Below are 14,057 nucleotides of genomic sequence, written 5' to 3'. Positions count from 1 at the left end.
ATCCGAACGATGGCAGATCGTATTCCGCTCGCACTCGTCGGCATCGGCAAGATCGCCCGCGACCAGCACATCCCGTCCATCGAAGGCGGTAACGACTTTGTCGTTGCCGTCAGCGTCAGCCGTCATGGCAAAGTCGAGGGTGCGGAGCACCATACGGATTTTGATGCATTCCTGGCCGCGCGCCCGGATATCAAGGTCGTGTCGCTCTGCACGCCGCCCGAAGTGCGCTTCAACATGGCAAAGGCGGCTATTGCCGCCGGTCGTCATGTGCTGATGGAAAAGCCCCCGGCGACAACGCTCGGCGAAGCTGAAGCCTTGACCAAACTTGCGGAAGACGCTGGCGTCACTTTGTTTGCTACCTGGCATTCGCGCTTTGCGCTCGGCGTCGAGCCGGCGCGCCAATGGCTCTCCGACAAGGTCATCCAGTCGATCTCGATCGTCTGGAAGGAAGACGTGCGCCGCTGGCATCCCGGTCAGGCCTGGATCTGGGAGCCGGGCGGCTTCGGCGTCTTCGACCCCGGCATCAATGCGCTCTCCATTCTGACCGAGATTGTTCCTGGCCATATCATGGTCGAAAAATCCGTCATCGAATTCCCCGAGAACAAGAAGCAGCCGATCGCTGCATCGCTTGTGATGCGCACCGTCGAAGGCGCGCCTGTTACGGCTGAGTTCGACTGGCGCCAGGAAGGTCCGCAGACCTGGGACATCACGGTTCAGACAAATGCCGGCGAGCTGCGCCTTTCAAAGGGCGGTTCGGAACTCTATATCGGGGGTGAGGAGCAGGCATCCGGCCCGGATCGCGAATATGCGGCGATCTACGAACGCTTCGCCAAGCTCATCCACGCTCGCCAGAGCGACACGGACTATCAGCCTTTACGCATCGTGGCGGATTCGTTCCTCTGCGGCGAGCACAAGGTTGTCGCTCCCTTTGAAGATTAAGAAATTAAGGAGGCCCACTCCATGGCTTATACACCGACTGGAAAACACCTGATTGCCGGCAATTGGATTGCGACCACTGAAACCTTTGCCTCGTCGCCGGCCACTGGCCCTTCGCACACCTTCTCGAAGGGCACGCCAGCCCTGGTTGATCAAGCCGTAAAGGCCGCCGAAGAAGCTTTTGAGACTTATGGCTATTCGACACGCGAAGAGCGTGCCGCCTTCCTTGATGCGATCGCTGAGGAAATCGACGCGCGTGGTGATGCCATCACCGAGATCGGCTCCCAGGAAACCGGTCTGCCCGAAGCCCGCCTGATCGGTGAGCGTGGCCGCACCGTAGGTCAGTTGCGTCTGTTTGCTGCGCACATCCGCAAGGGTGATTACCTCGACCGTCGTCATGATGAAGCCCTGCCGGATCGCAAGCCGCTTCCGCGTCCGGACCTCAAGATGGTTCAGCGTCCGATTGGACCGGTTGCCGTTTTTGGTGCCTCGAACTTCCCGCTCGCCTTCTCGACGGCCGGTGGCGATACGGCAGCAGCGCTGGCTGCCGGCTGCCCGGTTGTTGTCAAGGCGCATGACGCCCATCCTGGTACCGGCGAAATTGTCGCCTCCGCCATCGATGCCGCGATCAAGCGCTGCGGCATTCACGCCGGCGTATTCTCGCTCGTTCACGGCGGTAGCCGAGACGTCGGTGGTGCGCTGGTGCAGCATCCTCTGATCAAGGCTGTTGGCTTTACCGGATCGCTCGGTGGTGGTCGTGCTCTGTTCGACATGTGCGCCCAGCGTCCCGAGCCAATCCCGTTCTTCGGCGAACTCGGTTCGGTCAACCCGATGTTCATGCTGCCCGCAGCCGTTGCAGCACGTGGCGAAGCCATCGCCAAGGGCTGGGTCGGTTCGCTTACCATGGGCGCTGGCCAGTTCTGCACCAATCCAGGCATCGTCGTTCTCCTCAAGGGTGCTGATGCCGACAAGTTCGTCGAAACGGCGACCGAGGCACTGTCCGGCATTGGTCCGCAGACCATGCTGACGGACGGCATTGCCAAGGCTTACCGCGATGGCGCGACCCGGATTGCCGGCACTGAAGGTGTCCGTTCGGTCCTGACCTCGACCTGTGACCTGCGCAATGCAACGCCGTATCTCTTCCAGACCACCGCGAAGGACTGGCTCGACAATCACGTGCTCGGCGAGGAAGTTTTCGGACCGCTCGGCCTCATCGTCATCGCTGACAGCGAAGACGAAATGGTCTCGATGGCCCGCAGCCTGCAGGGTCAGCTGACGGTCTCCTTGCATGTCGACGCTGCCGACGAAGCAATGGGCAAGCGCCTGATGCCGATCCTGGAGCGCAAGGCTGGCCGCGTGCTGGCCAATAGCTTCCCGACCGGGGTTGAGGTGGCCGATTCGATGGTTCACGGTGGTCCTTATCCGGCGTCCACCAATTTTGGTGCGACTTCCGTTGGTACCCTGTCGATCCGTCGCTTCCTGCGGCCTGTCTGCTTCCAGGATATTCCGGCGGCCCTGCTGCCGGTTGATCTCGCCTAAGGAGAGTGCAGTGACCGGACAGCCGTTCGCCGCTCTGGTTGATTGGGGCACAAGCAATCTGCGCATCTGGCTCGTTGATAGCCAGGGTGAGATCATTGGTGAGCGGCAGTCCGCCGAAGGCATGGGCAGCCTCGACAAGGCTGCCTATCCTGCCGTGCTTGAGGGCCATCTATCGGCCCTCGGCGCCTCACCTGACCTTCCTGTCGTGGTCGCCGGTATGGCCGGCGCCCGCACGGGTTGGAAGGAGGCGCCTTATGTGGAAACGGCGGCACCGCTTGTCGGGCTTTTTCAACATGCAGTTCGCCCCGAAGGGGTCAGCCGCACAGTCTACATTCTGCCGGGTGTCTGCCAGCGCGAAGGCGGTGCCTTCGACGTGATGCGCGGCGAAGAAACCCAGCTCGCAGGTGCCCTGGAGCAGGGGCTCGATAACGCCCTCTTTTGTTTACCCGGTACGCATTCGAAGTGGGCTCTGGTCGAAGGGGGGCTTGTCCGCCGCTTTTCAACCGTGATGACCGGTGAGCTCTTCAACCTTATAAGCCGGCAATCGATCCTTCGCCTCTCCGTTCCGGAAGATGGCGATGCGGAAGCGGATGTCGAGATTTTTGATGCCGCAGTGGAACAAGCGCTCGAACCCGGCTTTGCCCTGACATCGACGCTCTTCTCCATCCGTGCCGAAAGCCTTTTGACATCAGGGACGAAAACCAACCCTGCTGCTCGGCTTTCAGGCATGCTGATCGGTGCCGAAATTGCCGCAATCCGCCAGGATCTTCTGCGTCATGGCAAAGCCTATCTGATCGGTACCGGCAAGCTGACCCGTCTCTATGCCCGCGCCATCCAGAAGGCGGGCGGCGAGGCGATCATGCTCGACGGCGGTCTGCTTGTGCGCCGCGGTCTTCTGGCCTCAGCCATCTCCCTGTTTGACCACGAATTCAAGGACTGAACGTATGACCGCATCCGTCGCCTGGCCGGCTCTTCGCCGCAATCTCGTCGCCATCCTGCGCGGCATCAAGCCGGAGGAAATCGAGGCGGCGGTCGATGCCTTGGTGGAGGCCGGTTTCGAAGCGATCGAGGTGCCGCTCAATTCGCCGGATCCGTTCGTTTCCATCGAGAAGGCCCGCAAGCTCGCGCCCGCCAATGTCCTGATCGGTGCCGGTACGGTTCTGGATGTGTCTCAGGTCGACCGCCTTCACGACGCCGGCGGCAACCTCCTTGTAACGCCGAATGTCGAGCCCGACGTGATCCGTCGCGCCGTGTCGCACGGCATGGTGACCATGCCGGGTGTGTTTACGCCGACAGAGGCGCTGCTGGCGGCCAAATCAGGTGCAGCTGCGCTGAAGTTCTTCCCTGCAAGCGTACTTGGTCCTTCGGGCATTTCTGCGATCAAGGCCATTCTTCCGCCAAACCTGCCGATCGGCGCCGTCGGCGGTGTCTCGGATGCCAATTTTGCCGACTACTGGAAGGTCGGCGTACGTGCATTCGGTCTGGGCTCAAGCCTCTACAAGCCAGGTGACGATGCCGCGACGATCGGCAACCGCGCGGTAAAATCCGTAGCGGCATACGATTCCCTCCTCGCTTGAAGTCATTCCGGCATTGAGGCGCGCTCCCCGCCAATGCGGGTGGTGCGCCTCAAATATGAAATTTGTCCAAGAACAATCCAATCGCAGCAGGATTCGGCAAGCAGTCTCTCAATACTTGAGATAACCAGTCACGTTATCTCGGGATCAGAGACGGTCATTCAAGGCCGTATGGGGACTGCGCATGAACGAATTCACACGTCATCGATCTTTAAAGCGGATTTTGCTTGCAGGCGCCGCGCTGACGCTCGTATCGGCGCCCGCGCTCGGGCAAAGCCAAGACACGAGTACGGAACTGCAGACGATTGTGGTCGAGGGACACGGCAACAATGCGACAGGGCCGGTCGAAGGCTATGTGGCTGGTGAAAGCACGACAGGTTCAAAGACGGGCACGCCGATCACCGAAATTCCGCAATCGGTCAATGTCGTTGGCCGGGAGGAGATCGAGGATCGGGGCGTAACCAACAAGGTCGACGAAATCCTGCGTTATACGCCGGGCGTGATGGCCCAACCCTTCGGTGCAGATGGCGATACCGACTGGATCTATATCCGCGGATTTGACGCGACACAGACAGGCGTGTTCCTCGATGGCCTCAACCTCTGGAGCTATGGCTTCGGCGGCTTTCAGGTCGATCCCTTCTTTCTGGAGCGCGTTGAGGTTCTGAAGGGGCCAGCATCGGTCCTCTATGGCGGCGCCAACCCGGGCGGCATCGTCAATCTCGTTGGCAAGCGTCCGCTCGATGAAAACCGGATCTATACCGAAACGGGCATCAACAACCACGGGACCGCCTTCTTCAATTTTGACGTCAACCACGTCTTTGAGCAACAAGGCGTATCCTCGCGTCTCATCGGCAAGATTGACGGCGGCGATACGGCGGCGGGCGACGAGTTCCGTGGTGTCGTCGCTCCGGAGGTGACCTGGAGCCCTGACGATGCGACCAAGCTTAATGTGTATGGCTACTACTCCAGTCTGGATCAGCAGACTGGCACCAACGGCTTCTTCCCCTATGTAGGCACGGTGGTCGATGCGCCTTTCGGCAAGATTGATCCGGACGCTGACTATGGTGAACCGTCAACGGACTTCAGCAAGATCCGTCAGACCATGCTCGGTTACGAATTCGAGCATGAATTCGAAAATGGGGTGACCTTTGCGCAGAATGCGCGTTACGGTCATGTGAACCGGCATGAGAACAGCCCCTATAGCTATGGATATGTTGATCTGGCGACAGGGTTGCTCAACCGTTTCGGCTTCGAGCATGAAACTTCTGTCGACAGTTATGCCGTCGACAATAGGGTAAGTGGCGAGTTTGAAACCGGTGCGCTTGACCACGAGATGATGGCTGGCCTGGATTACAAAAACTATGAGTTGCAGAGTGTTCAGGCTTTTGCGGTCGCCACGCCGATCAATGCAACGGATCCGGTCTATGGAGTTCCCCAGCCCACCAACGGCGTCTATCTTAACCAGACACTGAACCTTCAGCAGGTTGGTCTGTATGCCCAAGATCAGATCCGCTTCGGAGATGGCTGGATTGCGACCCTGAACGGGCGCTACGATGTTATCGATACCCAACTCGAAGACCATCTATATGCCGGAGACTATGATTCCAATGACTCAGCCATTTCGGGGCGCGTAGGTCTGGCCTACGAATTCGCCAATGGCGTAACCCCCTATCTCAGCGCGGGCACGTTCTTCAATCCGGTGGTCGGGACAACGCTTGGCGAAGCGCTCGTTCCTGAAGAAGGGTATCAGTATGAAGCCGGGATCAAGTATGAGCCGACTTCCTTTTCCGGCCTGATCACCGCATCCGTGTTCCACATCACCAAACAAAACTGGACGAATACGACGCTCGGCATCTCAACACAGGTGGGTGAAGTGGAAGCGAGAGGCTTCGAACTCGAAGGCAAGGTGGACCTGTCCGAAAGCTGGAAGCTGCTCGGCTCCTTTACCTACCAGGATCTTGAGGTGACGGCGGATGAGAATGGTTCGCTGCTGGGCAGCACGCCTTATCTCACGCCGGATATGCAGGCATCGGTCTGGGTCGACTACGAGGTGCCGACTGGGTATTTCGAAGGGTTGAGCCTCGGCGCAGGTCTTCGCTACCAGGGTGAAAGCTGGGCCGACATGCCCAACACCAAGACGGTGCCTGACGTTGTGCTTGCGGATGCTGCCCTGCGCTATGAGAAAAACGATTGGGGCCTCTCTCTGAACGTCAATAATCTGTTCGACAAACAATATGTGGCTGGTTGCCAGGGCACCCTCGTCTGCGGCTATGGCGAAGGTCGGACGATCACCTTCAAGCTATCCAAGACTTGGTAAGACCGTAACACGGTCGGAACGAGGGCCGCGGGCTTCTGTCCGCGGCTCTTTTTTTCACGTGAAACGACAATGGCTTAGGCGAGAAGGAGGTGACGCCCGTCACGCTGTGATTGTGGGAAGCTCCGGCTTGCCCCAATTTGGACAAATCAGGGGTGATATTCGCGATGAGTTATAACCAACTTGGTTGGCGCGATGCGCCAAAAGGTCCGGTCTGGCGCATTGACCCCTTACCCCCAGCCCCCCAATGCTTCCGGGCCGGACCGCTCCAAGTTCTCTCTCAGATTTCCTAGAGTTCAGCAGATTTTGGGACAAGCATGGCCGCGCCCATGATGGCGGCCGGGTTGCCTTCTTCGTCGACGGACTGAAGCAGAATTGCGCAGCCATCGCTGTCGTCAGACCCCATGACTTTCGCCGGCAAGGTAATGTCCAAAGGCGATCCGTCCCACATGCCCACGGTCTGCAGATCCGTCACGCTGTGCCAGTAGTCGAGCTTCTGGCCGACATTCTCGCCCTTCATCATCTCCACTGTCTGGCGTTGGCGGAAGTAGACGACCACGACTTCCGCCTTGCCCGTTCCCTTGCCAATCGAGATGGAAAGCTGGTCGTTCTGCCGGTTGGCTTTCACCGGCACCACCAGACCCCGACCACCAGCGCTCAGCTTCTCCATCCTGCTATTGATTTCGCCCGCATCCGTTCCCTTGAGATGGTCGATACCGTTAACGACGGCCTGGGGCGTGTAGACCCCACTGCGCCCGAACGCCTTGGCATAGGCATATTGGCGCTTGGTGTTTTCCGACTTCGCCAGCGTGTCGGCCCAGCCAAGGTAATTCCAGTAGTCGACATGGTAGGACAAGGCGACCACGTCACCCTGACGCACCATCGTCTCGAATGCACGATCGGCTGGCGGGCAAGACCGGCAGCCTTGCGAGGTGAAGAGTTCAACAACGCCCTTGGGCGTAACGAACTCCTCTGCTGCGGCTGGGAGAGGCAGACAGAGTGCGACACCCATCAGGAAAGCCTGAGCCAGGGGGCTGTTCTTGACCTTCAGGATTGCCATGTAAACTCTGTCACGCCTTTTCTTGATTTGGTCCAAGCCTATCATTCTGGACGAACTGATACCGGCATAATCTGATCCGGAAAAGTCACGATGGGGTGAGACTTCCGGCATCGCTCGCACGTTCATGTTGCGTCTGCACATGCAAAAGCCGCCGGACGTATCCGGCGGCTCTTGCGTTGATGCGTGGCCCTATCAGGCGGCCAGGTCGCGAAGAACGGTCTGCAGAATGCCGCCGTTGTTCATGTAGGTAACCTCATCCAGCGTATCGATGCGGCAAAGCAGCGGTACGTCCTTCACGGTGCCGTCCGAGTAGGTGATCTTGGCGATCTTCTTCTCGCGCGGCTTGATCTCGCCTTCCAGACCTTCGATCGTGACGATCTCGTCGCCCTTCAGGTTCAGCGAAGCCCAGGTGGTGCCGTCCTCGAAGGTGAAGGGCACAACGCCCATGCCGACGAGGTTCGAGCGGTGGATACGCTCGAACGACTGGGCGATGACGGCCTTGACGCCAAGCAGGTTGGTGCCCTTGGCAGCCCAGTCACGCGAGGATCCGTTGCCGTATTCGACACCAGCGAAGATGACGAGCGGTGTGCCCTCTTCCTTGTACTTCATGGCCGCGTCGTAGATCGACAGCTCTTCCTTGGACGGGTAGTGGATGGTGTAGCCACCTTCCTTGCCGTTCGGTCCGAGCATGTGGTTGCGGATGCGGATGTTGGCGAAGGTGCCGCGCATCATGACTTCGTGGTTGCCGCGGCGCGTGCCGTACTGGTTGAAGTCAGCAACGGCAACGCCGTTTTCCGTCAGGTAGGCGCCAGCAGGCGAAGCTGCCTTGATCGAACCGGCCGGAGAAATGTGGTCGGTGGTGATCTTGTCGCCGAAGAGACCGAGAACGCGGGCGCCCTGGATGTTCTTCAGGCCCGAGCCGGTCTTGCCCATGCCCACGAAGTAGGGCGGGTTCTGGACATAGGTCGACTTGTCGTCCCAGGCATAGGTCTGGCCTTCCGGAACCTGAACGGCCTGCCAGTTTTCATCGCCCTTGAAGACGTCGGCATAGCGCGATTCGAAGAGTTCGCGGGTGACGTATTTCTGGATGAACTCCTGCACTTCGGCAGAGGTGGGCCAGATGTCCTTAAGGAAGACCGGGTTGCCGTTCTGGTCTTCGCCGAGCGGCTCGGTGGTCAGATCCTTCTGGACGGTGCCAGCGAGCGCATAGGCAACGACGAGCGGCGGCGAGGCGAGGTAGTTTGCCTGAACGTCCGGTGAGATACGGCCTTCGAAGTTGCGGTTGCCCGACAGGACGCCCGCGGTGATCAGGCCCTTGTCGTTGATCGTCTTCGAGATCGGCGCCGGCAGCGGACCGGAATTGCCGATGCAGGTCGTGCAGCCGAAACCGACGAGGTTGAAGCCGAGTGCGTCGAGCTCCTTCTGCAGGCCGGACTTTTCCAGATATTCGCCAACAACCTGCGATCCAGGCGCCAGAGAGGTCTTGACCCACGGCTTGGACTTCAGACCCTTGGCAACGGCGTTGCGGGCCAGAAGACCGGCTGCGATCAGAACGCTCGGGTTGGAGGTGTTGGTGCAGGAGGTGATCGCGGCGATTGCCACGTCTCCATGGCCAAGATCGTAGTCGGTGCCTTCAACCGGATAGCGGTTGGTCAGCTGGCCGGGCTTCTTGTAGTCACCTTCGAGCGCGGTCGCGAAGTTCGGTGCGATGGTCTCGAGTGCCAGGCGGCCTTCCGGACGCTTCGGGCCGGCCATGGAGGGCACGACGTCGTTGAGGTCCAGTTCCAGCGTGTCGGTGAAGACGAGCTGCGAACCGTCATTGTCGCGCCACATGCCCTGAGCCTTGGAATAGGCTTCAACCAGTGCGATGCGGTCCTTGGCGCGGCCGGACATGTCGAGATAGCCGACAGTGGCCGAATCGACCGGGAAGAAGCCGCAGGTCGCGCCGTATTCCGGGCCCATATTGCCGATGGTTGCACGGTCTGCGACGGGCAGCGTGTCGAGGCCGGGACCAAAGAATTCGACGAACTTCGAGACAACGCCCTTCTTGCGCAGCATCTGTACGACGGTCAGCACGAGGTCGGTCGCGGTGACGCCTTCCTTCAACGTGCCCGTCAGCTTGAAGCCGATGACTTCAGGCAGAAGCATGGAAACCGGCTGACCGAGCATGGCCGCTTCGGCTTCGATGCCGCCAACACCCCAGCCGAGAACGCCAAGGCCGTTGATCATCGTCGTGTGGCTGTCCGTGCCGACGCAGGTGTCGGGATAGGCGATGGTTTCGCCGTCTTCGTCCTTGGTCCAGACGGTCTGGCCAAGATATTCGAAGTTCACCTGGTGACAGATGCCGGTGCCCGGGGGGACGACGCGGAAGTTCTTGAACGCCTGCTGGCCCCACTTGAGGAAGCGGTAGCGCTCGCCGTTACGCTGGTATTCCAGCTCGACGTTGCGGGCGAATGCCTGGGGCGTGCCGAACTCGTCGACGATGACGGAGTGGTCGATGACCAGGTCGACGGGAACCAGCGGGTTGATCTTTTCCGGATCGCCGCCGAGGTTCTTGATGCCATCACGCATGGCGGCAAGGTCAACGACGGCGGGAACGCCGGTGAAGTCCTGCATCAGCACGCGGGCCGGGCGGTAGGCGATTTCGGCTTCCGTCAGACCCTTATTGACCAGCCATTCAGCGACGGCCTGGATGTCCTTCTTGGTGACCGAACGGCCATCCTCGTTGCGGAGCAGGTTCTCCAGCAGGACCTTCATCGAGTAGGGGAGTTTCGATACACCCGCGAGGCCATTCGCTTCGGCCTTCGGGATGCTGTAGTAGACATAGTCTTTGCCGTCGACGGTCAGGACCGACCGGCAATTGAAGCTGTCGAGAGATTTAGCCACGGATAGAAACCCCGCATATTCTGATAGCCAACACAATCGTGCGGACGCCTATGCACTTCATGCACATCAGGATGCGGGTACGACCATTTCCGCTGTCCGCCCGTGAAAAACGCGCTTTGCGATCCTCAAGTTCGGCACAAGGATGAACTTCACGCCGGCCGCTGGCGTGGTTGCAGGTCTTATAGATAATTTCTAAGAAAGGTGCCAGACCGACGAAGGGCGAAACGCGACAATTTTTATGAGGCAGGGCTCATCCTGCCGGAAAGCGCACATGATCAGGCTGGTCTGCGAAAATCTGTCCGCCAGACGCGGTGACGATCTGATTTTCCTTAATATATCCTTTGCCTTGGCTGCCGGCGAAGCGATGATTTTGACGGGCCGCAACGGCACCGGAAAGTCGACCTTGCTGCGGGTCGTCGCAGGCCTCCTGGCACCGGAAAGCGGGCGCGCCGTTTGTCTTGCAGCGGACGAAGGCGAAGATCGGCCGGCGCGGGAGTTCAGCCATTACCTCGGCCATCGCAACGGCATGAAGCGCGAACTCACCGTTTTCGAAAACCTGACCTTCTGGAAGACTTATCTTGGCGATGTCGGCGAGGGACGGGGCATGAGCGTAGAAGCGGCTGCCGAGGCTGTCGATCTCGCTGGCATCACCCATCTGCCTTATGGCTATTTGTCGGCTGGCCAGCAGCGGCGATTCGCGATGGCCCGCCTTCTGGTGGCGCATCGACCCGTCTGGATTCTTGATGAGCCGACGGCAGCGCTGGACCGGCGCGCCGACGCCATGTTCGAAGATCTTGTGCGGCGCCATCGGGCGGCCGGCGGCATCGTGATTGCGGCGACGCATCATCCGCTTGGGCTGGAGGGTGCGCAGGGCCTTGAACTCACCGGCTTCAGTGTTGCCGACGAAGAGGCCGCCGCATGATGGCCCTTCTTCTCCGTGACCTTAAACTCTCGGTGCGCTCTGGCGGTGGGGCGCTGATCGGCGTTCTCTTCTTCATGACGGTGGTTGCGGTCGTGCCCTTCGCCGTTGGCCCGGATCTCAATCTCCTCTCGCGCATCGGGCCGGCGATCGTGTGGATTGGCGCCCTGCTCTCCTCCCTGCTTGGCCTTGATCGTCTGTTTCAGGCCGAGCGCGAGGACGGAGCGCTTGATGTGCTTCTCATGCAGGAAACGCCGCTGGTGTTGACCGTGCTGGTGAAATGCCTTGCCCATTGGCTTGCCACAGGCTTGCCCTTGGTCGTTGCGTCGCCGCTTCTCGGCCTGTTCATGAACATGGACGAAAAGGCGATCGGTGCAGTGATGCTGACGCTGCTTGTCGGGTCGCCGGCCATTACCTTTATCGGTGCAGCGGGTGCCGCCGTGGCAGTGGCCTTGCCGCGCGGTGGTCTCCTGGTGTCGATCCTTGTGTTGCCACTGGCGGTCCCGGTGCTGATCTTCGGGGTGGGCGCTTCCTATGCAGCGGTCCAGGATCCGGCACCCTTCCTGCCGCCCTTCCTGTTTCTCGTGGCGCTCACATTGTTATTCGCCGTGATCGGGCCGCTGTCCGCGGCGCTGGCGCTGCGCAATGCCGCAGACTGAGGCACCTGCCGTTGACCAGGATCAATTGCGAGCAGGTTTGAATAGGGGTAGAAGCAAGACATGACGAACAGCAGTTTTGCCATTTCCAAGATCGGCGATCTCGCCAATCCCACGCGTTTTCTCGCGCTTGCGGCAGCCATCCTGCCGTGGCTTTCGGGGCTGACGCTGCTCCTCTTCATCGCCGGCCTCTATATGAGTTTCGGCTCCGAGGTCGATTATCAGCAGGGCGATACGGTCCGGATCATGTATGTGCATGTGCCGGCCGCCTGGCTCTCGATGATGTGTTATTCCGTGATGGCGCTGTCCGCGATCGGTACACTGGTCTGGCGTCATCCGCTTGCGGATGTCAGTCACCGGGCTGCCGCACCGCTTGGTGCTGCCTTTACGTTGATTGCGCTCATCACCGGATCGCTCTGGGGCAAGCCAATGTGGGGCACGTGGTGGGTCTGGGATGCGCGACTGACCTCGGTCTTCATTCTCTTCATCATGTATCTCGGTCTGATTGCGCTCAACCGCGCCATGGACGACGCATCTCGGGCAGCCCGGCTTAGCGCCGTGTTGATCCTGGTCGGATTCGTCAATATTCCAATCATCAAGTTCTCCGTCGACTGGTGGAATACGCTGCACCAGCCAGCCAGCGTCATGCGGCTCGACGGACCGACGATCGATCCCGCGTTTCTCTGGCCGCTCCTGGTCATGGCGCTTGCCTTTACCTGTCTGTTCTTCACGCTGCATCTGATGGCGATGCGGAACGAGATCTGGCGGCGACGTGTGGCTGCCCAACGTCGTCTGGCCGCGCGCCAGGCCGGACGGGAGCATGCCGCATGAGCCACGCTTTTTACGTCATCGGATCCTATCTTGCCGCAGGCGGCATTTGCCTCGGGCTCATCGCCTGGACCTGGCTCGATGGCCGTGCCCGGCAGGCTGAATTGAAATCTCTGGAAGAGCAAGGCATCCGGCGTCGTTCCGCGATTGCAGCTGGTGAGACATCCTCTCCATGAGCGCTCCAGAAGATGAACAACAAACCCTGCCGAAGAGCCGTGGCCGCTATCTTGTGGCGGCTTTGCCTCTGGTGGTTTTCGCCGGTCTTGCCGCCGTTTTCCTGACCCAGCTCCAGTCTGGCCGGGACGTCAATGAAATCCCGTCGGCACTTCTGGGTACCAAGGCGCCGGCGCTCAACCTGCCGGCGCTTGAAGGGGCTGATCGTCCAGCCCTGACGACAGCTGCCATCCAAGGCAAGCTGACGCTGGTCAATGTCTTTGCCTCCTGGTGCGTGCCCTGCCGGCAGGAGCACCCGATGCTGCTCGAGCTTTCGAAGGATCCGCGCGTCACGGTGGTCGGCATCAACTACAAGGACCGCAACGACAACGCTCTCCGGTTCCTGGGCGAACTCGGCAATCCCTACAAGGCCATCGGCGTCGATCCCAATGGCAAGGCGGCGATCGACTGGGGCGTCTATGGCATCCCCGAAAGTTATCTCGTCGGCGCTGATGGCACGATCCTTTACAAGAAGGTCGGCCCCTTCGATCCGGAGACGTTTCAGACGCAGCTCATGCCGGCAATCGAGAAGGCTCTGTCTGGCTCCTGAGCCTCAGAGCCCACCCTGCCAGATCTTGACGGCTTCCACCGGCCAGACCAGCATCAACACGTTCAAGGTCAGGTTGTCGCGAATGACGAATGCGGTCAGCACCTCGAAGACGAGGGCGATGGTGACGGTCAGCCAGACCGGCGCGCGTGCAGCAAATAGGAAGCCTGCGATCATCGACACCATGTCCATCCCTGAATTGAGGATGCTGTCGCCGGTATAGCCGACGGCCATGGTGGCGCTGCGATAGCGGTTGATGATGATGGGTGAATTCTCAAGGAGCTCCCAGGCCGCTTCGATCAGCGCCGAAAGCGCAAGCCGGGCCGCGACGGGTTTACGGCGCATGATCAGCCAGCCGAGCCCGTAAAACAGGAAGCCATGGATGATGTGCGACGGCGTATACCAGTCGAACAGGTGCTGGGAGTTTCCGGGCGTGTTCACACCGGCCTCAAAGAGTTTCACGTAGCCGCATTCGCAGATCCAGATACGGCCCATCAGATACTGCGAAATGACCTGAACCAGGATGATGACCGCCGTCACCACCAGCCAGAAACGCGTCGTGGAGGTGTCGCCCGCCCGGCTCAT

13 protein-coding genes are annotated in these 14,057 nt (G+C 60.1%); 10 read left to right on the top strand and 3 right to left on the bottom strand.

The window, feature by feature from the left end; translation table 11 throughout:
• Positions 1 to 9 precede the first annotated feature (9 nt).
• The 5 genes from IP76_RS15800 (at position 10) to IP76_RS15780 (ending at position 6,366) form a co-directional block, all read left to right on the top strand.
• Positions 10 to 939 carry a Gfo/Idh/MocA family protein gene (locus tag IP76_RS15800; protein WP_054159186.1) on the top strand — a complete coding sequence of 310 codons (930 nt, stop codon included), beginning with the start codon at positions 10 to 12 and terminating at the stop codon, positions 937 to 939.
• A gap of 21 nt (positions 940 to 960) precedes the next feature.
• Positions 961 to 2,475: an aldehyde dehydrogenase (NADP(+)) gene (locus IP76_RS15795; RefSeq protein WP_054159185.1), complete on the top strand. Its 1,515-nt coding sequence runs from the start codon at positions 961 to 963 to the stop codon at positions 2,473 to 2,475.
• A 10-nt stretch (positions 2,476 to 2,485) separates the two neighbouring features.
• Entirely contained in the window at positions 2,486 to 3,415 is a 930-nt protein-coding gene (locus IP76_RS15790) for a 2-dehydro-3-deoxygalactonokinase (RefSeq protein ID WP_054159184.1), read from the top strand.
• Between the two features lie 4 nt (positions 3,416 to 3,419).
• The gene (locus tag IP76_RS15785; protein ID WP_054159183.1) at positions 3,420 to 4,052 is read left to right on the top strand and encodes a 2-dehydro-3-deoxy-6-phosphogalactonate aldolase; all 633 of its coding nucleotides are present in this window, start codon (positions 3,420 to 3,422) and stop codon (positions 4,050 to 4,052) included.
• A 181-nt stretch (positions 4,053 to 4,233) separates the two neighbouring features.
• Positions 4,234 to 6,366: a TonB-dependent siderophore receptor gene (locus IP76_RS15780; RefSeq protein ID WP_054159182.1), complete on the top strand. Its 2,133-nt coding sequence runs from the start codon at positions 4,234 to 4,236 to the stop codon at positions 6,364 to 6,366.
• 286 nt (positions 6,367 to 6,652) lie between these two features.
• On the opposite strand, the gene IP76_RS15775 is transcribed toward IP76_RS15780, so the two are convergent.
• Positions 6,653 to 7,423, bottom strand: a complete 771-nt coding sequence (locus IP76_RS15775; RefSeq protein WP_156318604.1) for a thioredoxin family protein — start codon at positions 7,421 to 7,423, stop codon at positions 6,653 to 6,655.
• Between the two features lie 192 nt (positions 7,424 to 7,615).
• A complete protein-coding gene (gene acnA / locus IP76_RS15770; RefSeq protein WP_054159181.1) occupies positions 7,616 to 10,309 on the bottom strand; it encodes an aconitate hydratase AcnA in 2,694 nt (897 codons plus the stop codon).
• Positions 10,310 to 10,583: 274 nt separating this feature from the next.
• Here acnA and ccmA point away from each other — a divergent pair, with 274 nt between their 5' ends.
• From ccmA to IP76_RS15745, 5 genes are read left to right on the top strand one after another with little or no spacing between them, the layout of a single operon-like run.
• Positions 10,584 to 11,231, top strand: coding sequence for a heme ABC exporter ATP-binding protein CcmA (gene ccmA / locus IP76_RS15765; RefSeq protein ID WP_054159276.1), 648 nt, complete (start codon positions 10,584 to 10,586; stop codon positions 11,229 to 11,231).
• Positions 11,228 to 11,887 carry a heme exporter protein CcmB gene (gene ccmB, locus IP76_RS15760; RefSeq protein WP_054159180.1) on the top strand — a complete coding sequence of 220 codons (660 nt, stop codon included), beginning with the start codon at positions 11,228 to 11,230 and terminating at the stop codon, positions 11,885 to 11,887. Before ccmA ends, ccmB begins: the two co-directional genes overlap by 4 nt.
• A 60-nt stretch (positions 11,888 to 11,947) precedes the next feature.
• Positions 11,948 to 12,715 (top strand): heme ABC transporter permease, encoded by a 768-nt coding sequence (locus IP76_RS15755; protein ID WP_054159179.1) that lies wholly within the window; start codon positions 11,948 to 11,950, stop codon positions 12,713 to 12,715.
• Positions 12,712 to 12,888 (top strand): heme exporter protein CcmD, encoded by a 177-nt coding sequence (ccmD, locus tag IP76_RS15750; RefSeq protein ID WP_054159178.1) that lies wholly within the window; start codon positions 12,712 to 12,714, stop codon positions 12,886 to 12,888. Before IP76_RS15755 ends, ccmD begins: the two co-directional genes overlap by 4 nt.
• Positions 12,885 to 13,475 carry a DsbE family thiol:disulfide interchange protein gene (locus IP76_RS15745; protein WP_054159177.1) on the top strand — a complete coding sequence of 197 codons (591 nt, stop codon included), beginning with the start codon at positions 12,885 to 12,887 and terminating at the stop codon, positions 13,473 to 13,475. Before ccmD ends, IP76_RS15745 begins: the two co-directional genes overlap by 4 nt.
• A 3-nt stretch (positions 13,476 to 13,478) precedes the next feature.
• Here the strand turns inward: IP76_RS15745 and IP76_RS15740 are convergent, their stop codons facing one another.
• Positions 13,479 to 14,057: a DUF2585 domain-containing protein gene (locus tag IP76_RS15740; RefSeq protein ID WP_054159275.1), complete on the bottom strand. Its 579-nt coding sequence runs from the start codon at positions 14,055 to 14,057 to the stop codon at positions 13,479 to 13,481.

Origin of the sequence: Rhizobium sp. AAP43, from assembly GCF_001296045.1 — a bacterium.
In the GTDB taxonomy this organism is placed as follows: Bacteria; Pseudomonadota; Alphaproteobacteria; order Rhizobiales; family Rhizobiaceae; genus Allorhizobium.
Note: the sequence above shows the minus strand (reverse complement) of the source record. Positions and strands in the feature narration are given on the sequence as shown.